This is a genomic window from Gluconacetobacter tumulisoli (assembly GCF_014174155.1).
Lineage (GTDB): Bacteria > Pseudomonadota > Alphaproteobacteria > Acetobacterales > Acetobacteraceae > Gluconacetobacter > Gluconacetobacter tumulisoli.
This window is the reverse complement of sequence record NZ_JABEQM010000001.1, coordinates 164,729-188,264: the sequence shown is the minus strand read 5'-3', so window position 1 is coordinate 188,264 and position 23,536 is coordinate 164,729. Positions and strand designations below refer to the sequence as shown.

Here is a 23,536-nt window from a genome sequence, read left to right as displayed (position 1 = left end):
CGTTTTTGGAAAAGGAGCGTCCTGGCATGTTGTCACGCAATCTCGAACAGACGCTTCATCGTGCCCTGACCCTCGCCGGGGAACGCAGACACGAATATGCGACGCTGGAACATCTGCTGCTGGCGCTGGTCGATGACAGCGACGCGGTCACGGTCTTCCGCGCCTGCGGCGTCGATCTGGACAAGCTGCGGTCCGACCTGACGGAATTTCTGGACAAGGATCTTGCGGGGCTGGCGTCCGACCGGACGGTCGATCCCAAGCCCACGGCGGCGTTCCAGCGCGTGATCCAGCGCGCGGCGATCCACGTCCAATCGACCGGCCGGGACGAGGTCACGGGCTCCAACGTACTGGTTGCCCTGTTCGCCGAGCGTGAGAGCCACGCCGTCTATTTCCTGCAACTGCAGGACATGACCCGGCTGGACGCCGTCAACTTCATCTCGCACGGGATCGCGAAGGCGCCCGACCGCTCGACGCGGCGCCCCGTTTCCGGCAGCGCGCCCGAAAGCCCGGAAGGCGAGCGCGAGGAACGCGGCAAGAGCAGCCAGAAGAACCAGGATGCGCTGACGGCCTATTGCACCAATTTGAACCGCAAGGCCGAGGACGGGAAGATCGATCCGCTGATCGGCCGGGATTCCGAAATCGAGCGCACGATCCAGATCCTGTGCCGCCGCACCAAGAACAACCCGCTTTATGTCGGCGATCCCGGCGTGGGCAAGACGGCGATCGCCGAGGGCCTGGCCAAGCGCATCGTCGAGGGCGACGTGCCCGAAGTCCTGCTGAAATCCACGATCTATTCGCTGGACATGGGCGCGCTGCTGGCCGGCACCCGCTATCGCGGCGATTTCGAGGAACGGCTGAAAGCCGTCGTGACCGAACTGGACAACAATCCGGGCAGCATCCTCTTCATCGACGAGATCCATACCGTGATCGGCGCCGGCGCCACCTCGGGCGGGGCGATGGATGCCTCGAACCTGCTGAAACCGGCCTTGGCGGCGGGCACGCTGCGCTGCATCGGCTCGACGACCTACAAGGAATACCGCCAGCATTTCGAGAAGGACCGCGCGCTGGTCCGGCGGTTCCAGAAGATCGACGTGGCCGAGCCGACGCTGGAGGACGCGGTCAAGATCCTGCGTGGCCTGAAAGGCAATTACGAACGCCACCACAAGGTCCGCTATACCGAGGAAGCCATTCGCGGCGCGGTGGAACTGGCGGCCAAATACATCCATGATCGCAAATTGCCCGACAAGGCGATCGACGTGATCGACGAGGTCGGGGCATCGCGGATGCTGGTGCCCGAGAACCGGCGCCGCAAGACCGTGACCCTGAAGGATGTCGAGGACATCGTCGCCAAGATCGCCCGCATCCCGCCCAAGAGCGTGTCGTCCGACGACAAGGAGACGCTGCGGACGCTGGAGCGCGATCTGAAGGGCATGGTCTACGGCCAGAACCGGGCGATCGAAGCCCTGACGGCGGCCATCAAGCTGTCGCGTGCCGGGTTGCGCGATCCCGAGAAGCCGATCGGCAACTATCTGTTCTCCGGTCCCACCGGGGTTGGCAAGACCGAGGTCGCCAAGCAGCTGGCCAAGACGCTGGGCATCGAGCTGGTCCGCTTCGACATGTCCGAATATATGGAACGGCATTCGATTTCCCGCCTGATCGGCGCGCCGCCGGGCTATGTCGGCTTCGACCAGGGTGGGCTGCTGACCGACGCCATCGACCAGCATCCGCATGCCGTCCTGCTGCTGGACGAGATCGAGAAGGCACATCCCGACCTCTATAACGTCCTGCTGCAGGTCATGGACCATGGCCGCCTGACCGACCACAACGGCAAGACCGTGGATTTCCGCAATGTGGTGCTGATCATGACCACTAACGCGGGCGCCGCGGACCTGAACAAGGAGGCCATCGGCTTCGCCCGCGATTCCCGCGAGGGCGAGGACGAGGAGGCGATCAAGCGGATCTTCACGCCGGAATTCCGCAACCGCCTGGATGCGGTCATTCCGTTCGCCAACCTGACGCCCGAGATCGTGGGTCGCGTGGTCGAGAAATTCGTCTTCCAGCTGGAAGCGCAATTGGCCGACCGCAACGTCACGATCGAGATCTCGTCGGCCGCGAAGGAATGGCTGGCCGAGCGCGGATACGACCGCCTCTATGGCGCACGGCCGCTGGGCCGCGTGATCCAGGAGCACATCAAGAAGCCGCTGGCCGAGGAATTGCTGTTCGGCCGGCTGGTCAAGGGCGGCGCGGTGAAGATCACCCTGAAGGACGGGGCGCTGGATTTCGAATATATCGAATCCACCCCCGATAGCCCGGCCGAGGGCGACGAAGGCAGCGAGCGGGAATCCGAAGCCGCAGGCTGATCCGTCCCGATGAAGGAGGGGCCGCCCGGTGCATCACCGTGCGGCCCTTTTTCTTATGGCAAGCCCAGGGCTCTGCCCTGAAACCCGCCAGAGGCCGTCGTCTTTGGAAACCAATCGTTTTCATTCATGATCGGGGGGCCAGGGCCTCAGGGCCCTGGCGGGTTCGGGCAAGGCCCGACCTTTTGCCGGTCGGGATTATTGGTACCGGTTGCCGTTGACGGCGACATATCCTTCCATGCCCCATTTGCGGCCGGTGCCGTGATGGGTCCAGTCGATGCCCTGGCTGCGCGGACTGTCGTAATAGTACCGGCCGACGACATCGGCCATGTCCCCTTTCGCAACCCACGGCCAGGGCGGCGCCACCATCCGGTCGAGGTCGGAAACGATGCGAATGGACACCCCCGCCCCGGTGTCGACGTAGAAATAGCCATGCCAGCCGCTGCGCGTGTGTTTTGGCCGGGAGACCGCGACCACGCGGCCGCAGACATGCACCGGCCGGTCGCCGCGCAGCGACCCGCTTTCGAACGCATGCTGCATCGCCAGGAAATGGCGATTGTCGCAGGCCGGTCCGATCGCCTCCTGTGCATGGGCCGGAACGCCGGCCACAACTGCCCCGGCCAGTGCCAGTACGCCCGCCATGCCGGCCGCGTATCGCGTCATGTCGTCCCTTTCTCCGTGGCCCTCGTCATGCGCGGCATGAGCCGATGCCTGTCCTTTGGGGCCTCGGCCTCCAGCTTCGTGCGGACGTCGTCCATCTCGCGGACGATATCCGGTGCCGGATCGGGAATGGTCATGTTCAGCGATTCCAGCGCCTGGATCATGGTTTCCACCACCAGGATACGCGCCAGCCATTTCCGGTCGGCGGGGATGACGATCCACGGCGCATAGGGTCGCGCCGTATTCCTGATCGCGTCATGATAGGCCTGCTGATATGCATCCCAATGTTCACGCTCGCGCGCGTCGGCGGCCGAGAATTTCCAGTGTTTGTCGTCCTCGTCGATCCGCTGGAGGAAGCGTTTGCGCTGCTCCTCCTGCGAGATGTTCAGGAAGAATTTCAGCACTACCGTCCCCTGCCGCGACAGATAATGCTCGAAATGCCGGATGTCGCGGTACCGCTCGTCCCAGATCGCCGAGGTGCGCAGCGCCGCCGGGATCTTCTGCCTGACCAGCAGTTCCGGATGCACCCGCGTCACCAGGACTTCCTCGTAATGGCTGCGGTTGAAGATGCCGATCCGTCCGCAGGACGGTGCCGCCAGGTGCACCCGCCACAGGTAATCGTGCGCCAGTTCCACCGGCCCGGGCTGCTTGAACGAGGTAACCGTCACGCCCTGGGGATTCACCCCGGACATGACATGCTTGATCATCCCGTCCTTGCCGCCGGCATCCATCGCCTGCAACGCGACCAGCAGCGACCATGTCCCGTTGGCGTACAGCAGGGTCTGCAATTCAGCCAGGCGCCTGACGCCCTGGCGCAGCAGATGCTTGCCTCCTGCCTTGTCCAACCCCTCGATCGCCGTCCGCATCGGGTGGCCGGCCGGATCGAAACGCTCGCCGTTCTCGATGCGGCAATGGGCCAGCAGCGTCCGCAGGTCGGGGTGCGCGGCCATGCGCCGTCAGTCCCCCAGCCCCTTCACGACCGCAAGGCCGGCCGACGCCTGGCAGGTCGGCATCATCTCGATCCGGTTGATATTCACATGGGCCGGCAGGCCAAGAACCCACGATACGGTCTCGGCGATGTCCTCCGGCTGGATCGGATGCGTCCCCTCATAGACGGCGGCCGCCTTCGCATCGTCGCGCAGGCGCACGTTGCTGAATTCGCTGCCGCCGCACAGGCCGGGCTCCAGATTGGTGGCGCGCACGTGGGTTCCCAGCAGGTCACAGCGCAGGTTGCGCATGAATTGGGACACGAACGCCTTGCTGGCGCCGTACACATTGGCCCCCAGATAGGGATAGGTGCCGGCCGTGCTGCCAAGCGAAATAACGTGGCCCCGATTGCGCTCCACCATGCCGGGCAGCAGCGCCCGCGTGATTTCGACCACGCCGGTGACGTTGGTTGCGATCATCCGCTGCCAATCCTCGACCGACGCCTGCTGCGCCTTGTCCAGGCCCAGCGCAAGGCCGGCATTGTTGATCAGGACGTCGACCTCGCCCCAACCGTCGGGCAGACTGCCGGGCAGGGCTCCCATCGCGGCGGAATCGGTCATGTCCAGCACGAACGGCAGCAGGGTCGGCCCCAGCGCGGCCGCCAGTTCATCCAGCCGTTCCTTGCGCCGGCCCGTCGCAATCACACGGTAGCCGTCCCGTACCAGCCGTTCCGCGATCGCCTTGCCGAACCCGGCCGTTGCCCCCGTTACCAGTACCGTCGTCACCATCACGTCGCTCCTGCCTTCTGGTCCATCCGCCGGATCGCCTGGCGCATGGGACCCGATGATCCCTCCCCGTATTAAGCGCCAATCCTGGTGGGGCCGCAAATCGACATGCCAATGGTTGCAAAGCCTGACGGTTCTGTTTCTATCTGGGGTAATGTTCCCCTATCCCCCGACATCGGCCGACACCCTGGCCGGATCCCTGCTGATCGCGACACCGGCCCTGGCGGATGGCCCGTTCGCGCGCAGCGTCATCTATCTGTGCGCACATACCCCGGGGGAAGGCGCGATGGGGCTGGTGGTCAACCGCCGCCTGCCGCAACCGGGGCTGGACGACGTGTTCGAACAATTGGGAATCGCACCGGTGCCACCGCGCCGCCGGATCGATCTCTGCGCCGGCGGCCCGGTGGATGGCGCCCGGGGCCTCGTCCTTCATTCGGCGGACTGGACCGGTGACAGCAGCCTGGCCGTCGATGACCACACCATGCTGACCGCCAGCGTGGACGTGCTCAGGGACATCGCCGACGGCGCAGGCCCCCGTCGCGCCCTGCTGGCGCTGGGCCATGCCAGTTGGCAGGACGACGAACTGGAGGACCAGATCATCCACCAGAATGCGTGGCTACCTGCACCGGCCAGCGACACGATCGTCTTCGGAACCGATCACGCCGCCAAATGGGGGCAGGCGCTGGCCGCCATCCACCTGGACCCGATGCGGTTGAGCTTCGTCGCCGGCCACGCCTGACTTCAAGTCCAGCGGAAACCGGGAACCGTCGCGACCGGCGCCAGCCCGGCAGCGCGGGCCTCGGCCTGCGCCAGGTCGGTGTCATCGCCGATCATTTCCTGGTGAATGCCGCCCAGGACCCAGCACCCATCCACCCCGGCCCGCCGCGCGCCGCGCATGTCGGTGGCCAGCGCGTCGCCGACGGCCAGAACCCGGTCGCGCGGCAGGTCGAGCATGTCCATGACCGGTCCGTAAACCTCGGGGTACGGCTTGCCGATCCAGCGGACCTCGCCCCCTTTCTGCTCGTAGAGACTGGCCAGCAGCCCCGCACAGATCAGGCGACGACCGCCCCTGATGACCTCCATATCCGGATTGGCGCAAACCATCTTCAGCCCATGGGCCGCACACGCCGCCAGCACCGGCAGGTACGGCGCCGGATCGTTTTCGCCGCGAGCCTGATCCGGGCCGGTATTGAGGATGAAATCCGCCGCCGCCGGGTCGGCGACCTGTTCGAGATCCAGCCCTTCGAACAGGTTGAAATCCTTCGGCGCCCCGATATGGAACATGCGCCGGCCCAACCCGGCGAACCAAGAATCGGTCCGTGTCGCCAACTGGCCACGCGTATATTCGCCGCTGGTCATGATCCCGTCATACAGATCGTCCGTCACGCCCATGGCACGCAGGCCGTCGCGCACCACGTCGATCCGACGCGGCGCGTTGGACAGCAGCACGACGCGACGCCCCAGCCGGCGCAATTGGGCCAGACAATCCCGCGCGCCCGGATAGGGCGCCACACCGTCATGAATGACGCCCCACAGATCGACGATGAACCCGTCATACCGCATCGCAAGCGGGGCGAAATCGTCCAGCGTCTTCATCACAGGGCGGTTCCCTTCGCATCGGCCAGCGTTTCGAATCCCTCGGCGTTCAGGGCCCGCACGGTCTCGCGCTTCAGACGGCGCAGGATGGACGGACCTTCGTAGGCGAAGGCGCTGTACAACTGGATCAGGTCGGCACCGGCCCGGATGCGATCCACGATGTCGCCCCCCGTCTCGATCCCGCCGCAGGCAACCAGCGTCAGCCGGCCGGCGGCGACCCGTGCGACCTCGCGGAACACCTCCATCGCACGGACGCGCAGCGGCCGGCCGGACAGGCCGCCGGCTTCACCGGCATGGACGCTGCACAGGCCGGCGGGGCGGGAAATCGTAGTGTTGGTCACCGTCAGGCCCTGCGCGCCGCCGGCGATCGCCGCCTCGACGATCGGACCGATCTCGTCAAATGCCAGGTCCGGCGACAGCTTGACCAGCAAGGGCGGTCGGTCGGGATGGGCCTCCGCAATCGCCTGCAACAGGGTCTGCAGGCGTGCCGCGTTCTGCAGGTCGCGCAGGCCCGGCGTGTTGGGCGAGGACAGGTTGATGACGATATAATCGGCATAATGCTTCACACGGCCGACCAGAAACGGATAGTCGCGATCGGGATCGGCGCCGATTTTATTGATGCCGAGATTGGCCCCCACCGGCACCCGCCCGGCGGCATGACGGCCGGCAGGCGCCGCACGATGCAGGCGCGCCATCCGCACCGCAAACCGGTCGATGCCCTGGTTGTTGAAGCCCATGCGGTTGATGATCGCCCGGTCTTCCTCCAGCCGGAACAGGCGGGGACGCGGGTTTCCTGCCTGCGGCCGCGGCGTGACCGTCCCGGCCTCGACAAAGCCGAAGCCCGCGCGGGCCAGCGGCCGGACCACCAGGGCGTTCTTGTCGAACCCGGCGGCGATCCCGATCGGGTTGGCGAACCGCAGGCCCATGGCCCGCACCGCCAGTGCCGGATCGTCACCCCCCGACCCGTCGCCGCCCCCAAGGCCCAGCAGAAGTGCGTTCAGGGCGAGCCGGTGTGCTTCCTCGGGATCGAGGCGCCGCACCAGAGGCATCATCATGCTCGACACAATATCCATCATGGCCGGATTTTCTGCCGTATATCGCCCGCCAAGAAAAGGGCCCTGTCCAGAAAGACGCGCGACGGCGCAATGCGATCAGGCAGGCTGGCTGCTAAGCGGCGCGGCCACGTCGATGGGACAGCGGATCAGGTAATAGGGAGGCGCCCGCAGGTCGTGGCCGCCATTGAAGCTGGCCAGGCGATTCCATTGCCCCAGAGTGCAATAGACATGCGGGCCGAAGACGAAGATGCCGTCGGGCGACAGCACCCGCGGATCCCGGACGATGGTGTCGAACGTGCCGTCCGTATTGCGCCGGAAGATCGCATCATGTTCGAAATTGGTGGTGTAGATCCGACCTTGCGGGTCGGTGGCCAGACCATCGGCCACGCCCTTCTCGCCCAGGTCGCGGATCGCCTGTGCCAGGTCCTCGTCAGTCTTCGTGAAATCCGCCAGCACGGCGGTGGGAATGCTGTACAGCCGCCGACTGGTCAGCGCGCAGTAATACAGCAGCGCGCTGTCGGGGCTGAGCGTGATGCCATCCGCGCCCCCGGCCACGAAAGCCGGATGTTTCGGATCGAAGGCCAGGGGCCGGCCCTCGACCACCGCCATGAAACCGGCCTCGGCCTGGGTCGAGGGATGGCTGGCCAATACACGGCGCTGCCGTCCGGTGGCGATGTCGACGACGACCAGCGCCGGCGTGGACCCGAACGAGGAATCGGTCACGAACACCGTGCCCTGCGCCCCATGCGTCAGGTCGACCCGCAGATCGTTCATATGGCTTTCGGGCCGCAGGGTCGGCGCGGTCAGGACGATGCTGGCGAAGATCCGGTCGGTCGCGGGATCGATCCCCACGATCTTCGCCGCACCGGGCTGCAGCGGCAATCCGGCCATCTTGCCGTCATCGATCATCCATAGCCGGCCCCGGCTATCGGTCGTCATGCCATGGACCGACACCAGCCGGTCCGCCAGCCGGCGGCCGGAGGGCAGGCTGGTCGCCGCATCGGGATAGGGAACCAGCTTCCCGTCCTTCAGTTCGGCCAGCGTGGCGCCCTTGTGATTGACGGCATGACGGGGAAACCCGATGAACAGCCGACCGCCGGGCGTCAGCGCCACGCCAGACGGACCCGGATCGGCGAATTCAGCGACGATTTCGAACGCGCCGGCGGAATTGAAACCGTGGTCGGTGTTCGTCGCCAGCGTGGCCGGAGGGGCAGCCCGCGCCGCCCGTGCGGCGGCGGCCAATGCCAGCGGCACAGCGGTGCCGAGAACCGATCGACGTTTCATCCTGCCTCCCCTTCTTCATGCGATCGCCCGTCCCGCCATCCGGAGGAACGCCCGGATGGCGGGAGGGCGTGGGCCGCCCTCTTGCCGCGCGATCAGGCCTTGCGGCGCCGGGCGACGATCAGGCCGATCAGCCCCAGCAGCACGACCGCACCGGCCACCATCGCCGGTACGATATAGCCACCCACCCGCGCCAGCAGCGGCTTGGGCCCGCCATTGCGGATCGACACCACGTCCGCCACCGACACCTTCACCGCCGGATTGCCGAACTGCGTCAGGACATAGTTGGCGACATCGGCGACATCCTGGTCCGACAGCTCGTCGACATAGGACCCATGCGAGAAGCCGGGCATGAAGACATGCTGGCCATTCACTGTCCGGTCGACACCTTCCAGGATGGCGGCGATCAGATTGTCGGGGATCGAGGCACCGGTCGCCGTATTGTGGAACAGCTGCGGGTAATAGCCATCCTTGCTGCCGCCGCCGCTCGGGTGATGGCAGGCCGCGCAATCGCCGGTGAAGATCTTCTCGCCGTTGTCCAACGTGCCGGCCGCGCCGCGAATGACGGCCTCACGCCCGGACGCCAGGCCGAAGGAATCGCGTGACTTTCTGTCGGCTGCGTCGCGGATGGCAGGCACCTGCCGGACATAGGCGACGATCGCCTTCAGATCGTCATCGGTCAGATGCTGGAAGCTGTGCTCGATCGCCTCGGCCATCGGGCCGGCGGCCTGCGCCTTGCCCGGCACGTCGCCGGTCTTCAGGTAGCGGAACAGGTCATCGCTGCTCCAGCTACCGATACCGCTGACCGGGTCAGGCGTGACGTTCGGCGCAATCCAGGATCCCAGGGACGCGCCGCCCAGTTCCTTGCCGCCGATTTCGGCCATCATCACGTTGCGCGGCGTATGGCAGGTATCGCAATGCCCCAGCGCGATGGCCAGGTACGCCCCGCGATTGACCTCCGCCGACTTGGCGGGATCGGGGGTGAAGCGTGAATTGTCCAGATACAGCGCGTTCCAGAACATCATCGAGAAACGCAGGTTGAACGGGAATGGCAATTGCGTCGCCGGAGCGCGTTCGTCCACCGGACGGACCTCATGCGTGAAATACGCATAAAGGGCATGGATGTCCTGATCCGTCAGCTTGGCGTAGGACGTATAGGGCATCGCGGGATAGAGATGCGCACCGTCACCGCGAATACCTTCGCGCACCGCACTGCTGAACTGGGCCTCGGTATAATTGCCGATGCCCGCGGTCCTGGACGGCGTGATGTTCGACGCATAGATCGAGCCCAGCGGCGAGGCGATGCCGTAGCCGCCGGCAAACGGCTTGCCGCCATGCGGCGCCGTGTGGCAGGCCGCGCAGTCCGCTGCGGTGGCCAGGTAACGTCCACGCGCGACCAGCGCATCGCTCGCCGCATCCTGGGCCAGGGCGACGCCGGTCATCGACGCCATGCCCAGCGCGGCGCCCAGCACATATCGGACCGAGGCGGCCCGGGTTCCCTTGCCGATCATACCCGGCCTCCCTGGAAATCGGCCTGGATCGAATCAGCGGCCTTGATCCCGAGCGCCACCATGCTGAGCGTCGTATTCACTACGCTGGCCGACGGCATCGCGCCGCCGCCGGGCAGCCAGAGGTTTGAATGGTCATGCGCACGGCAATCGCCATCGACGACCGAATCCTTCGGGTCGCTGCCCATGATCACGCCGCCCATGATATGGTTGTTGGCGTTGAACGACGTTGTGATGCGCAGCTCCGTCCCGCCCAGCAGGCCCGCGACCTGCTTGATCTGGTCGGCGGCGGCGCCGGCACCTTTGCGCACATATTCGCCGACGTCGTAATAGATGTCCGGGCAGGCCAACCCCAGCGGATCGCGCCGCGTCTTGCTCAGCGTCAGGCGGTTGTTCGGATCGGGCAACGGCTCCAGGCTGACCGACAGATCGACGCCGCAGGCCGCGCGGCGACGGATCTCGTCTTCCAGCGCCTGTCCGACCAGGCCCAGTTCCAGTGCCTGCTGCGTCGCGGGGCCGACGCGGCTGATATTGTTCAGGATCATCTTGTTGGCGGAATAGGTGCTGCGGAACCCACCGTCGCGGGGACCGACGATGCAGCTGCTCTGCGCCGGACCGCGACCGAACCACAGCGGTTCGTTGGCCAGGAACGTGGCATGCACGCCCGAATGGTCCATCATGTTCCGGCCGACTTGGTCTGACGAATTGGCGATGCCGGTGGGGTTGTGTTCGTTCGCCGCCAGCAGCAGCAGGCGCGGCGTCTCGATTCCGTTGCAGGCCAGGACGAAGGTGCGGCCCGTCGCCTTGTGCGACTTCTTGTCCGCGTCGTACCAATGGATGGCGGTAACGCGGTTCTTGTCGTCGGTGTCGATGCGGTACGCCACGGCCTGGTCCAGAACGACCGCACCGGCGTCTTCGGCCTTCACGACATGCTGGATGCCGTTGTACATCGCGCCGATCGGGCAGATCGGCTGGCAGTTATTGTTGCCGCAGCAGGACGGACGGTCCTCGAACGGCTGGATGCTGCGCCCCTGGGGAATGGGCACCAGGTGAAAGCCGTGCGGATTGACCAGTTCGGCCACGCGGCGATCGCCATAGCCGAAGGGGATCATGTCGCGCGGATACGGACGGCTGCGCTCCCGCGGGGATTGCAGTTCCGGATCGTGCGGGCCCGAAACGCCCATCGCATCCTCGGCGCGGCAATAATAGGGTTCCAGGTCGTCGTAGGAAATCGCCCAGTCACGGCCGACGCCGTAATTGGTCTTCATCCGGAAGTCGGCCGGCAGATGCCGCCAGCAGGACGCGGCCCAGTGCCAGGTCGTTCCCCCGACGGTCCTCAGGTAGCCCTGCTTGAACGCCGAACCGTCCGGCCCGTTGAGGCCGACATAATCGTTCGCGGGGAAATAGAGCGGGGCCGGGGCCAGAGGCGCCTGCGGATACAGGCCCTGGAAATCCGAATGGACCCGGTTGTGGAACGACATGTTCCGCCAGTTTTCGACGATGTCGGAACGCTTCAGCCGCAATCCGGCCTCCAGCATCACGACGGAATGCCCGGCGGCGGCCATCTGGTGGGCAATGATCGCCCCGACAACGCCGGAACCGACAATAACGACATCGGCCGTGACGTCACCGGAACTGGAAAAAGTGGGATGCGCCACGGATCAGTGCTCCTTCGCGGGGGGCTTGGTGGGCAGGACTTTCGACTGCGCCGGGGGTGGGGACTGGATGCCTACGGGCGGCGGAGGCGGCGCCGGAACCGGGACGGGCGACGTCACCGATACGCCCAGTGCGGGCGGTGTTTCGGTCCACCAGGCGGGAACCGCGAAGCAGTAGGTCGGCACCGGCAGGGCATCGTGGGTGGGCCGGTACATCAGCGCGTCATAGTAGGCGACCATCGGCGCATTGGTCTTGTCCTGCACCGATCCGGTGAACCAGGCCGCGACCAGGCCCAGCATCGTCTGCCGCTGGTTGGCTTCCTCGGCACGGGCCAGGATTTCCTCGGGCTTGCCGCCGGCCTGGGTCAGATGCGACAGGGCTTCGATCCGGGCCCCGTAGCCGGGGAAGGTCCGGACCATCGCCGCGAAAAGGCGCGTCGCGATGTCGGGGTTCAGGTCCTGATGGCCGGTCACGGCCTTGGATACGGCAAGGAAACGTTCCTCGTCCGCACTCAGCGCACGGGCCGCCGCCCGACCGGGTGCCAGCATTTCCGGCGCCAGGGTCGAGACGCCGGCCACCGCCGTCGCCATCATCAGGGTTCGGCGACTGACGCCGGGTCCGGATTCGACCACGTCGGGTCCTGTCCGTAAAGGATCGCTCATTGTCTTGTCACTCCAGCGGAGGCGGTATGTCGTCCGCCACGCGACGGGCATGAAAGAGAATCATGCGCCGCGCGGCAGGGCATTTCGGAAGGGCGCCTAGTTCGGGCCATGGGCGGGCAGCGTCGTCATGCCGGCCTCGGCAGCCAGCTGGTCCTGGGCGTTGGACCCGCCGCTGACCCCGATGGCACCGACAACCTGGCCGTCCTGCAGGACAGGAATGCCACCCGCCGCCGGCATCGCATCCGGCAGCGCCAGCACGGCCATCTTCCCGCCCGTCAGGGCCTGTTCGAAGGCGCCGGACGGCCGTTTGTAGAAGACGGCACTACGAGCCTTGCGATCGGCGAGGGTCAGGCTGGCCAGTTGCGTGCCTTCCATCCGCTCCACCAGGATCGGATATCCGCCGCCGTCGACCACCGTCACCGCAACGCTGGTGTGGTTCTCGGCGGCCTTCCGCTCGGCGGCGCGGGCCATGGTGCGGGCCTGCTCCAGTGTCAGGATCGTACCGGGCTCGCGGGCCTCGGCAGCAGTCTGGCGAATCATGGGCAGGACCGTAGCCGTCCCGGCCAGAAACGATATTAAAAAAAGCTTTCTATTCATCATGACTTCCGAATGGCTTTCACACCGGAGTGGCTACCGGCCGCGGCCCTCCTGAAAAGCAGACAGCCCACCCTTGGGGGGTGGGCTGTCGGTTTCTTCAACTCAGTTCAGCGGCAACGCCGCGTCGCCTTCCGCCTTGGGAAGGGCCTTGCGCACCCGGGCCACGTCCTGTGCCGTCACCGGCGCCGCATTGTTGCCCCAGGCCTTGCGAATAAAGCTGACCACATCGGCAACTTTCTCGTCGGACAGGCGATCGGCGAAGCCCGGCATGACGAAGGCGGACGGCGCATCGTGCGTGGCGCGCAAGATATCGCCCGTCAGAACGATATGGATCAGAGAATCCGGCACCTTGTCCATCACCACCGGGTTGCCGGCCAGCGGCGGGAAGACGGTCGGATAGGCCTGTCCGTCGGTCCGGTGACAGGCGGCGCAGCTGTCGACATAGGTGCGCGCGCCACGGGCCGACACGTCGCCCGAATGCAGCGCCGTCGCCAGCGTCGCGTCATAGGTCCACGGCGTCTGTGTCGTATCGTCGGGCGGCAGCGCCTTCAGATAGCGGGCGATCGCATGCAGATCCTCGTCCGTCAGATGCTGCGTGCCATGTCCCACCGCGTCCGACATGCCGCCGAACGCCGAACCGCGCCGGATGCGGCCGACCTTGAGGAATTCGACAAGGTCGTCCTCGCTCCAGCGCCCCAGGCCCGTCCGGTTCTCGCCGCGCAGACTGGTCGGGATCCAGCCGTCGACGGCGCCGCCGCCGGCCAGGAAACGGGTTCCATCCGCGCTGGTCAGGGCGACTTCCTGCATCGTGATCGCACGCGGCGTATGGCACGCGCCGCAATGGCCCGGACCTTCGACCAGATAGGCGCCGCGGGCCAGGACCGGATCGGCGAACGGACGGGCGCTCTTGGCCTGCGCGTCCTTGACCGACGGTGCGAACATCATCCGCCAGCCGATCAGCGGCCAGCGCATGGACAGCGGCCAGGGAATCGTGCTGGCCTTTACCGTGTTGGCGACCGGCTTCACGCCCTGCATGAAATAGACATACAGCGCATGGATGTCGGCATCCGTCATCCGCGCATAGGACGGGAACGGCATCGCCGGATACAGCGACGCCCCGTCGCGCCGCACGCCCTCACGCACGGCACGGGCGAACTCCGCCTCGGTATATTTGCCGATGCCGGTCTGGGCATCGGGCGTGATGTTCGGCGCGTAGATGGTGCCCATCGGCAGCGCGAAGGACAGGCCGCCGGCAAAGGGCGTGCCCCCCGGCGCGGTGTGGCAGGCCACGCAATCCGACGCGCGCGCGACATATTCGCCCTGCGCGACCAGACCGGTGGTCCCGGGGGCGGATGCCGCGGGCGCCGGGACCTGCGCATGGGCCGTGGGGACGATTGCCGACAATCCGGCCAGCGAAATGCCCAGGCCGCCGAACAGGGCCGCGGCGGTGACCCGCTTACGTTGTCTCATCACAGCTGCACCAGGGGGCCGGGGTTCTTGAGGTAAGTCGTGCGAATATGATGCGCCGACCAGTAAGCCAGCGCCGCCACCATGCCGGTCGGGTTGTAGCCTGTTCCCTGCGGGAAGGCGTTGGCGCCGATGACGAACACGTTCGACACGTCCCAGCTTTGCAGATAGCGGTTCAGGGCGCTGGTCTTGGGATCGTCGCCCATCACCGCCCCACCCGCGAGATGCGTGGTCTGGTAGAAGCGCGTATCGAAATGCTCGCCCGGCTGGCGTTGGCCCAGATGCACGTCCGTGGCGCCCATGGCCTTCGTCACCTTGGCGATCTGGCTGACGACATACCGGTTCATGCGGATGTCGTTGTCCTTCCAGTCGAAGGTCATGCGCAGCATCGGCAGGCCGTACGCGTCCTTCCAGGTCGGATCCAGATCCAGGTACACGTCGCGATAGGCCATGTTGGTGCCGTGCGCGTCCATGCGGACCGAATGCTGGTAGGTATCGACCATGGCCTTCTTCCAGGCCGACCCCCAGTGCGGCGTGCCCGGCGGGCCGCCGATCTTGGCGGCGGCGATGCCCTTGATGCCCGCCTGGTTCACCCAGACCGGCGACCCGCCGATGAAGCCCAGCGGCCCGTGATCGAAATTCTCGCTGTTGAAATCGTCGAAGGCGACGCCGCCGCCGCCCGTCCCGATAAACTGGTTCGTGTAAACGGATTTATCGAACCAGGCCGTCGTGGTGGTGACGTTCTGATAGACGAAATTGCGCCCGACGACACCTTCGTTCGCGACCGGATCGTACGGCTTGCCAATGCCCGACAGCAGCATCAGGTGAACATTGTGGAACTGGAATGCGCTGACGATCACCAGTTCGGCCGGCTGGAACACTTCGTTCCCCTTCCGGTCCAGATAGGTCACGCCCGTCGCCTTGGTCTTCGTGCTGTCAAGCTCGACGCGCAGGACATGCGATTCGGCACGCAGCTCGAATTTCGGGTCGTTGCGCAGCGCCGGCAGGATGTTCACGTTCGGCGACGCCTTCGAGTACATGTAGCAGGCATAACCGCTGCAATATCCGCAGAAATTGCATGGCCCCATCTGAACGCCATAGGGGTTGGTGTACTGCGCCGAGGCATTCGCGGCAGGCATGGCGTAGGGATGGAACCCCACTTCCTCGGCGGCCTTGCGGAACATGTTGGCGCCGTAGACATCCTTCAGCGCCGGCAGCGGGAAATTGTCGGACCGCGACGGGGCGAAGAAATTCCCCTTGCCGACAACCTGCCCGTTGACGGTATAGGCCTCGCCCGACGTGCCGAAGACCTTCTCCGCCTTGTCGAAGAACGGTTCCAGATCGTCATAGGTGACGCCGTAATCCTGGAGGTTCATGCCCTCGGGGATGAATTTCTCGCCGTACTTTTCCTTGACCTTGGTGCGCATGATCAGGTCGTCGGGCGGCATGCGGAAATGCACTCCGGACCAGTGCAGGCCGGCGCCGCCCACGCCCTCGCCCGGGAGGAACGCGGCCATCTGGCGATAGGGGAGCGCGGTCTGATCGGAAGAGTTACGAATTGTAACCGAGCTTTTCGAAAGATTCTGAAAAATCTTGTGCCGGAAGTTCGCCTGCAGTTCGTCGATCGAACCGGGGTAGGCTCCGTCGCTGGCGGTGCTGCGATCGGCGCCACGTTCCAGCATGACAACGCTCTGCCCGGCCTCGGTCAATTCCTTGGCCAGGATCGCGCCCGCCCATCCGCCGCCGATCACCACCGCGTCGACGGATTTCATCTTGATGCTTGCCATGTCAGGCTGTTTCCCCAGAAATCGAAACAGTGCCGAGAGGATACTGCTTCCCGTACTGATCGACCCAATCCATGAAGTCGGCCCGCGCCCCGGGGAAACCGATCGTCGTCCAGCCCCCCAGCCCCTTGTTGCCGCCATGGCTGGGGTCGGCGAACGCGCCTTCCATCGTATTGCCCAGAAGCTGCGCGAAGAAGACCTTGGCCGGCAGGTCGCCGAACAGCGCGTCGCCCTTCTCCAGTCCCGTCAGGACTTCATCCCGGGTCGCGGCATCGAGGTCCTGGAACGCCTTGCCGTACTTCGCCTGGACGAATGCCGCGGCCCCGGCGATCCCCTTGCGGTAGATGTCACGCGGCGCATAAGGAAGCTGGTAGCCGAGATTGGCGGGCCCCTGAACGAAAGGTGCCTGCATGTACCACAGCTTTCCAAAAGCGTATGGCGTGGCCATCTGCCGGTCGATGAATTCCGGCACCCCCAGGGCGATCGCACCCGGGCCGACCGCGTCCTCAGGGATCAGGCGGTCGCATGCGGCGTGCAGGAACGCCCATTCCGCCGGCGTGAAGAAGGTCGGGGAATAGGCCGGTTCACTGGCGGAACGGGCAGCATTGACCGGCAGCGTGGTCGAGGTCAGCGCTGCGGCGCCGGCCAGACCCTGCATGAAGGTCCTGCGAGACGGATCGGGGGGGGGCGTCGTCATAACATCTATGGCTCCGGAACATCTGTCAGGCGACGGCTCACCAAAAAAAACCGTCACCTCGCAGGCAGAGAAACTCTACGGGATTTCATCTGTTACTGGATGATCGCGCGGTTGTGTCCGCTTCACAGACTGCCTAGAGCAGAAATCCCGTCCGTGGCAACCCTGCCAGACGCCGGTCTACCGCGCTCAAAACGGGATTCGGGGATAACGCCGGCAGTACGGAAGGCCCGATTCACATGTCCGCGATCACCCGGAAGCACATCCAGATTGTTACAAGAAATCCATAGCCTGTCGCCAATGTCCCGCAGGTGTACGCCCCTGGGCGGACCGACGGCGGGGTGATGAAAAAGCCAGTCAACACCCGGTACTGGACGAGATGACAGGCCAAATTCTCACACAAATGTTATCTCGTCCCGCCGCAACCATTTCCCGAATATTGAAACCCTGGATTTGTGAATTTAAATTTAAATTTACAAAATTCCGGAATAAATTTAATTCAGATAATCAATATCTTCCATCGTTTATCCCCACGATTAGGGCTGGAAAACTTGCCGCGGCGGTGGGGTCGGACGGCGATCAACTTCCCCACTTCACAACGATCTCAATTGGCCCGCGGATCTTTTATTTCAGAAAAACGTTATGTGTTATCAGGAAGTATGGAAAATGCCCTACAACCATTGACAAGAACGGCGACAAGCCCTCTTTCTAGACTGAACAAATCCAAGAACAAATATTCCCCGTCGCCGTCGTCCCTGCAAGTGACATGCCCAAAATGATGAATCGCACGCTCGCCGTTCTTTCTGTGTCCGCGTTGTCCGCCTGGGCATGGGGATCCACCCCGTCCATTGCGGACGCCGCCCCCACGGCGCCGACCACTCCGGCCCAGGCGGCATCGCCGATGGCGACAGACCCCACGGCGGCGGGCAACCCGACCGCCCCGGACCGGACGGCAGTGCCTCAGGAATCCGGGTCCAACCTGCATATCGAACGCACCCACGGTGCCTCCTATGTCGCACCTCATGTCACATACCGTCCCGCCAGTGCCAGTTCGGTCCCCCCCCTCCCCCGGCCCGAATCGGTCTTCACCGATCCGGGCGGCATTACGTCCTGGCTCACGAATCGCGGGATCTCGTTCCATTTCGACAATACGAACGAATTCGCCGGCGCGGTAACGCCGCCTACTCGTGGCGCCCGCTATGTCAGCTATCGCCAGGGCGCCAGCAATGCCGGGCAGTACTCGGCCAACCTGAACATCAACTGGGAGCAGTTGGCGGGCATACGCGGCTTTTCGACACATGTGATCACGGTCGGACGCTATGGCACGACCGCGAACCGCATGTTCGGCGACTGGCTGGCCCATAGTTCCGAGATCTATGGCGGCGGCGGCAACGTCGCCGTCCATCTGGTATCGGCGTACGGCGAGGAAACGCTTCTTGGCGGCCGCCTGGATTTCGCGGGCGGCCGCATGTCCCAGATGTCGGATTTCGCCGCCAGCCCGCTCTTCTGCCAGTTCATGAACAATTCGATGTGCGGCCGCCCGAAAGGCGCAGCCGACAGTACGTTCTACGGCTCCTATCCGGCAGCGACCTGGGCATTCCGCATCAAGGCCCGCCCCCGCCCGGACATGTATATCCAGACCGGCGTATATTTTGCCGAGAACGGGATCTACATGAACTTCCAGCACCGCACCGGCTTCAAGTTCAACGGCGCGAATATCATCGGCTATGAAGTTCCCGTGGAATTCCAGTGGGAGCCGAAATTCGGCGCCCACGGCAACTTGCCCGGTCATTACAAATTCGGCTTCACGTACGAGGACGTGCCGCGGCCGGACAATTATTACAATGTCAACGGGCAGCCCTTCGCATCCGCCGGCGGGACCGCGATGACGGACCCGCACTCCTGGCAGACCTACATGATGACCGACCAGAAGCTGATTCATTACAAGGGCGGTTCGCCGACGGCGGGCCTGACCTTCCTGGCCGGCTTCATCTACAACGACCCCCGGACCGCAGTCCGCGATTTCGAAGTTTACGGTGCGCTTGAAAATCGCGGGTTCTGGCCGGCCCGTCCCATGGACAGCATCGGCCTGGCCTTCACCTATACCAGCATCGCACCCGGCACCCGCGATACCGAAGCCCTGCTGATGTCGGAAAACAAGGGCGGCCTGCCAAACCACGCGACGGGCGTGCAGACCAATGCCGAGATCATCGAATTCAACTACGCCATCCACGTCATGCGCGGTGTGACGTTCGAACCCGATTTCCAATATTATTTCAACCCGAACGGCCAGCATGCTTTGCGCGACGCGGCAATGCTGGGCTTCAAGACCTATATTTCCATCTTCTGACGGCCTGGGAATCCGCCGGCCGCGTCGTTCCACGACGCAGCCGGCGCGGATTCCAAATCCCGACTTGCAGAAAAGACCCGCCGGATCTCCTGCGCACATATGCAAACAGGCCCCTCAGGCGCCTGCGACCCCGGATCCAACCATATCGATCGGCCTGACCAGCCGGTCGAAAGTCTCGGCGTCGACAGCGCCGGATCGCAGGGCGGCATCGCGCAACGACGTATCGTGGTCCATGGCATCGTGCGCGATGGCCGAGGCCCGATCGTACCCGATCACGGGGCTGAGGGCCGTCACCAGCATCACCGAGCCCTCGACGTAATGACGGATCCGTTCGCGGTTCAATTCGGTGCCCTCGACCGAATATCGGCGGAATGACCGGCAGCCATCGGCCAGGATGCGGATCGCATGCAGGACATTCGCGATCACCACCGGCCGCATGACATTCAATTCGAACTGCCCCTGGCTGCCGGCGAATGCCACGGTCGCATCGTTGCCGAACACCTGCGTGCAGATCATGACCAGCGCCTCGCACTGGGTCGGGTTGACCTTGCCGGGCATGATCGACGATCCGGGCTCGTTGGCCGGCAGGCGCAGTTCCGCCAGCCCGCACCGCGGGCCCGATCCCAGCCAGCGCATGTCGTTGGCGATCTTCATCAACGTCATTGCGACGCCACGCACCGCCGCCGACATCCGCACCATGGCATCCAGGCCGCCAAGGGCTGCGAACTTGTTCGGCGCGGTCACGAAGCGGGCCCCTGCCAGTTCGGCGATGCGCGCCGCGATCGCCGGGCCAAACCCCGCCGGTGCGTTCAACCCCGTCCCGACGGCGGTACCGCCGGCCGCCAGCTCCAGCACACCGGACCGCGCCGCCCGCACGCCAGCCGCCGCGTCACGGATTTGATGGGCCCAGCCCGACCATTCCTGGCCGACGGTCAGCGGCACGGCATCCTGCAGGTGAGTACGCCCGATCTTCACCACATCGTCCCACCGCCTGGACCGATCCTCGATCACCGTGGCCAGGGCATCGAGTTCCGGCAGCAGGCGTTCATCCACGGCCCGCAACGTCGCCACATGCATCGCGGTCGGGAAAGTATCGTTGCTGGACTGCCCCATATTGACGTCGTCATTGGGATGAACCGGATCCTGTGTACCGGGCGTGCCCCCCAGCAGCTGGATCGCACGATTGGCGATGACCTCGTTGGCGTTCATGTTCGTCTGGGTGCCGGAACCGGTCTGCCAGACGAACAGCGGAAAATGATCGTCCAGCCTGCCATCGGCGACCTCTTCCGCCGCGTGGATGATGGCATCGGCCTTCCAGCCCGGCAGGCGTCCATCGGCCAGGTTCACCTGCGCCGCGGCCTTCTTGACGATCCCGTAGGCGCGGCACAGTTCCTGCGGCATCCGGTCGGTGCCGATCGAGAAATGGACCAGGCTGCGCTGCGTCTGCGCCCCCCAGTACCGATCGGCGGGAACCGCGATTGCGCCCAGCGCATCATGCTCCTGCCGCTCGCCGGTCGCGTTCAGCCCGATCGGCAGATCGGACAGGACCCGGGATTCGCCCGTCGCGTTGTCCATCATGTCGTCCTCCCACATCAAGGGGCCGTCTCCCCTTGCCCAGGTGAACGCGGGCAAGGGGGAGGCGGATCCGTCTCGACATGCGCCCTCCGCGTCGGCGCCGCGCGGGCAGACAAGAAAAAAGGCGGTCCGCCACAAGGACGGACCGCCTTTCGTCGGCCTGAAAAGACCAGGCCGTCAGACGACGTTCGCCGTCGTCAGGGCCTGAACATCAGGACTTGGCAGTACCCTTGGTCGCCTTCAACGCGGCAAGGCGAGCCAGCCGGACCTGCTTGCGGGCCTCGCGCGCCTCGCGCCACGCTTCGACGGCCGTGCGCGTGCCCTTCGCGGCACGGCGGGTCGACACCGACTTGACCGCGGCCGGGGCTGCCTTCGGCGCGCGCGCAGCGGGCGCCTTCTTCGCGACATCCTTCGGCGCCACCGTCTTGCCGGCAGCCTTCACCGGCGCGGCCTTGGGCGCCTTGGCGACCGGCTTGGCCGGCGCGACCTTCGCCTCCGGCGCTTTTGCCGCCTTGGCCTTCGACGCCGTCACGGCTGCCTTTGCTTCCGCCTTGGCACGCGTCTTCGGGACTTCAGCCACAACCGGAGCTGGGGTGGCCTTGCGGGCCGCGACGGCCGAAACCCGACGCGCCGGGTTCTTGGCAACGGCAGCACGCACAGTCGTCCGGGTGGCCGGCGCGCTTCGCGGCGCAGGCGCCGCAACCGCGGCGGGCTTGCGGGCTGCCGGGGCCGCGCGCTTGGCGGCGGCGGGCTTGCGGGCGGTGGTCACCACATCCTCGGCAACCGCGCGGATCTTGGCCGCCGGACGCGCCGCGACCTTGGGGCGACCTGCGCCGCGCGCCGGAAGGACCGGAGCGACCGGGGCAACGGCGACCGGTGCCACGGCGGCGCGACGACGCCGCGGGGCCGCAACAGGTTCGGGCACCGGCGCGGGCTCCGGCTCGGCGGCCTTCACGGCGCGCTTGCGCTTCGCCGGCTTGGCCTCGGCCTTCGTTTCGACGGGCGCCTCCACCACGACCGGCGCGATCTCGGCCTTGGTCTCGGCAACCTTCGCCTTCTTCCCGGCGACCTTGCCCTTGGCCTTGATTGGCGTCTCGACCGGCGCGACCACCGTTTCGACGACCATCACCTCGGCCGGCGCGGCCACGACCGGGGTCGCGGAGGATTTCTTCGCCGATACCTTGCGACGACCGCCGCGGGCAGCCGTCTTCGTCTCATCACTCATATACACACAACCTCTTGCAGACCCAGGTTTCCATCGTTCTGGCCAACGACGCGACATTGCCACATGCCAGAGATCAAACGGGTGTCCTGAAAAGCCTTACCGTTCCCCGCCACGCCAGACGCCCCGTCCGCCCGAAAGGAGGCAATGAAATTACCCCATTCTTCCGCATCATCTCGACTCTGAAGGCAGGCATGTCAAGTCAAAGCCACTGCAAATCGTCATTTTTTCTTAGCGCATGACAAAAAATCACACGGCCGCAGATGTTCGTGAAAATAGAAAATGAGTTTCCTCTTTATCATATCTTAATTTTTTCAAATATCGTTCACAATCTCCGACTTCGACCCCAAACTTACCGATCCGGCCGCAATCCGCGCGAACGGCCGGGCCGGCGGGGCTCCTGCCTGGACCGAGGCTGCGATTCCCGCCCGTTTCCGAAACCGGTCGGCTCAACCCTCAAGAATTACGGAGTCGGGATGCGGCATGCACGGCCGGATATTCTCCCTCCCGGAACCGGCGGACGGATGACCGGAAAACCGACCACCCATGCAGCCGAAATCACAAGGGCTGGAGGCCGGCACCCTACCCCGCCGGTCAGGCGATGGTATCGACCAGCACCAGTTCGGAATCCTCCAGTGCCGTCACGCGCAATGTCTCAGTTCCGGCAATGGCCGCCCCGTCCCGTGCGCCAACGCGCTGTCCCTCGATCTCCACCACTCCGGCCGCGGGCACCAGATAGGCCCGCCGCTCCGTGCCCAGCATATAATCGACGGTCTGGCCGGCCTTCAGCGACGCCCCCAGGATACGGGCCTCGCTATGGATCGGCAGCGCCCCCTCGTCGGATGCATAGCCCGAGGCCAGCACGACGAAGCGTCCGGCGCGTTCGCCCCTCGGAAAGGGCCGCGCCCCCCAGGACGGCGCATGGCCGCGCGCGGTCGGCAGGATCCAGATCTGGAAAAGACGTGTCTCCTGCTTTTCCAGATTGAATTCGCTGTGCGTGATTCCGGTACCGGCCGATATGACCTGCACGTCGCCGGCCTCGGTCCGGCCCCGGTTCCCCAGGTTGTCCCGATGCGTGATGGCGCCCTGGCGGACATAGGTGATGATCTCCATGTCCCGATGGTGATGCGCCGGAAACCCGGCACCCGGCGCGATGGCATCATCGTTCCAGACCCGCAGGCGTCCCCACCCCATCCGGTCCGGATCATGATAATCGGCGAACGAGAAATGATGCCGCGCATCCAGCCAGCCGTGATTGGCGGCGCCCAGCGTGTCGAACGGTCTGACATCGATCATGGGAAAATCCTCCGGCCCGCGGGCCTTGTCCATGGACAGGCATAGACCCGGCGGGCATCGTGCA

The 23,536-nt window shown here is 65.3% G+C and carries 19 protein-coding genes; 3 read left to right on the top strand and 16 right to left on the bottom strand.

Features of this window, described 5'->3' with window-relative positions:
• Window positions 1-26: 26 nt before the first annotated feature.
• Complete coding sequence (gene clpA, locus HLH28_RS00840) at window positions 27-2,360, top strand: ATP-dependent Clp protease ATP-binding subunit ClpA (protein WP_182953221.1); 2,334 nt, start codon at window positions 27-29, stop codon at window positions 2,358-2,360.
• A gap of 195 nt (window positions 2,361-2,555) precedes the next feature.
• Here clpA and HLH28_RS00835 read toward each other — a convergent pair whose 3' ends face one another.
• Genes HLH28_RS00835 through HLH28_RS00825 form a run of 3 tightly spaced genes read right to left on the bottom strand, consistent with a single transcriptional unit; the run spans window position 2,556 to window position 4,732 of the window.
• On the bottom strand, window positions 2,556-3,020 hold the full coding sequence (locus HLH28_RS00835; protein WP_182953219.1) for a DUF3465 domain-containing protein: 465 nt from the start codon (window positions 3,018-3,020) through the stop codon (window positions 2,556-2,558).
• Window positions 3,017-3,967, bottom strand: a complete 951-nt coding sequence (locus HLH28_RS00830) for a polyphosphate kinase 2 family protein (RefSeq protein ID WP_182953216.1) — start codon at window positions 3,965-3,967, stop codon at window positions 3,017-3,019. Before HLH28_RS00830 ends, HLH28_RS00835 begins: the two co-directional genes overlap by 4 nt.
• A gap of 6 nt (window positions 3,968-3,973) precedes the next feature.
• On the bottom strand, window positions 3,974-4,732 hold the full coding sequence (locus HLH28_RS00825; protein ID WP_182953214.1) for an SDR family NAD(P)-dependent oxidoreductase: 759 nt from the start codon (window positions 4,730-4,732) through the stop codon (window positions 3,974-3,976).
• Between the two features lie 151 nt (window positions 4,733-4,883).
• Here HLH28_RS00825 and HLH28_RS00820 point away from each other — a divergent pair, with 151 nt between their 5' ends.
• Window positions 4,884-5,468 (top strand): YqgE/AlgH family protein, encoded by a 585-nt coding sequence (locus HLH28_RS00820; protein WP_182953211.1) that lies wholly within the window; start codon window positions 4,884-4,886, stop codon window positions 5,466-5,468.
• 2 nt (window positions 5,469-5,470) lie between these two features.
• On the opposite strand, the gene HLH28_RS00815 is transcribed toward HLH28_RS00820, so the two are convergent.
• From HLH28_RS00815 to HLH28_RS00770, 10 genes are all read right to left on the bottom strand, one after another.
• Window positions 5,471-6,325: a TIGR01459 family HAD-type hydrolase gene (locus HLH28_RS00815; protein ID WP_182953209.1), complete on the bottom strand. Its 855-nt coding sequence runs from the start codon at window positions 6,323-6,325 to the stop codon at window positions 5,471-5,473.
• A complete protein-coding gene (locus HLH28_RS00810) occupies window positions 6,325-7,401 on the bottom strand; it encodes a quinone-dependent dihydroorotate dehydrogenase (protein WP_408869795.1) in 1,077 nt (358 codons plus the stop codon). Before HLH28_RS00810 ends, HLH28_RS00815 begins: the two co-directional genes overlap by 1 nt.
• Window positions 7,402-7,476: 75 nt before the next feature.
• Window positions 7,477-8,664, bottom strand: a complete 1,188-nt coding sequence (locus HLH28_RS00805) for an L-dopachrome tautomerase-related protein (protein ID WP_182953207.1) — start codon at window positions 8,662-8,664, stop codon at window positions 7,477-7,479.
• A 92-nt stretch (window positions 8,665-8,756) separates the two neighbouring features.
• Window positions 8,757-10,172: a cytochrome c gene (locus HLH28_RS00800; protein WP_182953205.1), complete on the bottom strand. Its 1,416-nt coding sequence runs from the start codon at window positions 10,170-10,172 to the stop codon at window positions 8,757-8,759.
• Window positions 10,169-11,827, bottom strand: coding sequence for a GMC oxidoreductase (locus HLH28_RS18325; protein ID WP_182953203.1), 1,659 nt, complete (start codon window positions 11,825-11,827; stop codon window positions 10,169-10,171). Before HLH28_RS18325 ends, HLH28_RS00800 begins: the two co-directional genes overlap by 4 nt.
• A 3-nt stretch (window positions 11,828-11,830) precedes the next feature.
• Window positions 11,831-12,487, bottom strand: coding sequence for a sorbitol dehydrogenase family protein (locus HLH28_RS00790; protein ID WP_182953201.1), 657 nt, complete (start codon window positions 12,485-12,487; stop codon window positions 11,831-11,833).
• Window positions 12,488-12,583: 96 nt separating this feature from the next.
• Window positions 12,584-13,027, bottom strand: coding sequence for a GlcG/HbpS family heme-binding protein (locus HLH28_RS00785; protein ID WP_246395569.1), 444 nt, complete (start codon window positions 13,025-13,027; stop codon window positions 12,584-12,586).
• A gap of 159 nt (window positions 13,028-13,186) precedes the next feature.
• Window positions 13,187-14,554, bottom strand: a complete 1,368-nt coding sequence (locus tag HLH28_RS00780; protein ID WP_182953199.1) for a cytochrome c — start codon at window positions 14,552-14,554, stop codon at window positions 13,187-13,189.
• The gene (locus tag HLH28_RS00775) at window positions 14,554-16,338 is read right to left on the bottom strand and encodes a GMC family oxidoreductase (RefSeq protein WP_182953197.1); all 1,785 of its coding nucleotides are present in this window, start codon (window positions 16,336-16,338) and stop codon (window positions 14,554-14,556) included. Before HLH28_RS00775 ends, HLH28_RS00780 begins: the two co-directional genes overlap by 1 nt.
• 1 nt (window position 16,339) lies before the next feature.
• The gene (locus HLH28_RS00770; protein ID WP_246395568.1) at window positions 16,340-17,032 is read right to left on the bottom strand and encodes a gluconate 2-dehydrogenase subunit 3 family protein; all 693 of its coding nucleotides are present in this window, start codon (window positions 17,030-17,032) and stop codon (window positions 16,340-16,342) included.
• A gap of 898 nt (window positions 17,033-17,930) precedes the next feature.
• On the opposite strand from HLH28_RS00770, the gene HLH28_RS00765 reads away from it, so the two are divergent.
• Window positions 17,931-19,379 carry a carbohydrate porin gene (locus tag HLH28_RS00765; protein ID WP_246395567.1) on the top strand — a complete coding sequence of 483 codons (1,449 nt, stop codon included), beginning with the start codon at window positions 17,931-17,933 and terminating at the stop codon, window positions 19,377-19,379.
• Window positions 19,380-19,493: 114 nt separating this feature from the next.
• Here HLH28_RS00765 and fumC read toward each other — a convergent pair whose 3' ends face one another.
• From fumC to HLH28_RS00750, 3 genes are all read right to left on the bottom strand, one after another.
• Complete coding sequence (fumC, locus tag HLH28_RS00760; protein WP_246395566.1) at window positions 19,494-20,957, bottom strand: class II fumarate hydratase; 1,464 nt, start codon at window positions 20,955-20,957, stop codon at window positions 19,494-19,496.
• Between the two features lie 208 nt (window positions 20,958-21,165).
• A complete protein-coding gene (locus HLH28_RS00755; RefSeq protein WP_182953195.1) occupies window positions 21,166-22,179 on the bottom strand; it encodes a hypothetical protein in 1,014 nt (337 codons plus the stop codon).
• Window positions 22,180-22,770: 591 nt separating this feature from the next.
• A complete protein-coding gene (locus HLH28_RS00750; RefSeq protein WP_182953193.1) occupies window positions 22,771-23,472 on the bottom strand; it encodes a pirin family protein in 702 nt (233 codons plus the stop codon).
• Window positions 23,473-23,536: the final 64 nt, after the last annotated feature.

What these genes read in the sequence shown, in the direction of transcription:
- clpA (WP_182953221.1), top strand. Translation starts at nt 27, where the DNA reads ATGTTGTCACGCAATCTCGAACAGACGCTTCATCGTGCCCTGACCCTC.
- HLH28_RS00835 (WP_182953219.1), bottom strand. Translation starts at nt 3,020, where the DNA reads ATGACGCGATACGCGGCCGGCATGGCGGGCGTACTGGCACTGGCCGGG.
- HLH28_RS00830 (WP_182953216.1), bottom strand. Translation starts at nt 3,967, where the DNA reads ATGGCCGCGCACCCCGACCTGCGGACGCTGCTGGCCCATTGCCGCATC.
- HLH28_RS00825 (WP_182953214.1), bottom strand. Translation starts at nt 4,732, where the DNA reads ATGGTGACGACGGTACTGGTAACGGGGGCAACGGCCGGGTTCGGCAAG.
- HLH28_RS00820 (WP_182953211.1), top strand. Translation starts at nt 4,884, where the DNA reads ATGTTCCCCTATCCCCCGACATCGGCCGACACCCTGGCCGGATCCCTG.
- HLH28_RS00815 (WP_182953209.1), bottom strand. Translation starts at nt 6,325, where the DNA reads ATGAAGACGCTGGACGATTTCGCCCCGCTTGCGATGCGGTATGACGGG.
- HLH28_RS00810 (WP_408869795.1), bottom strand. Translation starts at nt 7,401, where the DNA reads ATGATGGATATTGTGTCGAGCATGATGATGCCTCTGGTGCGGCGCCTC.
- HLH28_RS00805 (WP_182953207.1), bottom strand. Translation starts at nt 8,664, where the DNA reads ATGAAACGTCGATCGGTTCTCGGCACCGCTGTGCCGCTGGCATTGGCC.
- HLH28_RS00800 (WP_182953205.1), bottom strand. Translation starts at nt 10,172, where the DNA reads ATGATCGGCAAGGGAACCCGGGCCGCCTCGGTCCGATATGTGCTGGGC.
- HLH28_RS00790 (WP_182953201.1), bottom strand. Translation starts at nt 12,487, where the DNA reads ATGAGCGATCCTTTACGGACAGGACCCGACGTGGTCGAATCCGGACCC.
- HLH28_RS00785 (WP_246395569.1), bottom strand. Translation starts at nt 13,027, where the DNA reads ATGATTCGCCAGACTGCTGCCGAGGCCCGCGAGCCCGGTACGATCCTG.
- HLH28_RS00780 (WP_182953199.1), bottom strand. Translation starts at nt 14,554, where the DNA reads ATGAGACAACGTAAGCGGGTCACCGCCGCGGCCCTGTTCGGCGGCCTG.
- HLH28_RS00775 (WP_182953197.1), bottom strand. Translation starts at nt 16,338, where the DNA reads ATGGCAAGCATCAAGATGAAATCCGTCGACGCGGTGGTGATCGGCGGC.
- HLH28_RS00770 (WP_246395568.1), bottom strand. Translation starts at nt 17,032, where the DNA reads ATGACGACGCCCCCCCCCGATCCGTCTCGCAGGACCTTCATGCAGGGT.
- HLH28_RS00765 (WP_246395567.1), top strand. Translation starts at nt 17,931, where the DNA reads ATGGCGACAGACCCCACGGCGGCGGGCAACCCGACCGCCCCGGACCGG.
- fumC (WP_246395566.1), bottom strand. Translation starts at nt 20,957, where the DNA reads ATGATGGACAACGCGACGGGCGAATCCCGGGTCCTGTCCGATCTGCCG.
- HLH28_RS00755 (WP_182953195.1), bottom strand. Translation starts at nt 22,179, where the DNA reads ATGAGTGATGAGACGAAGACGGCTGCCCGCGGCGGTCGTCGCAAGGTA.
- HLH28_RS00750 (WP_182953193.1), bottom strand. Translation starts at nt 23,472, where the DNA reads ATGATCGATGTCAGACCGTTCGACACGCTGGGCGCCGCCAATCACGGC.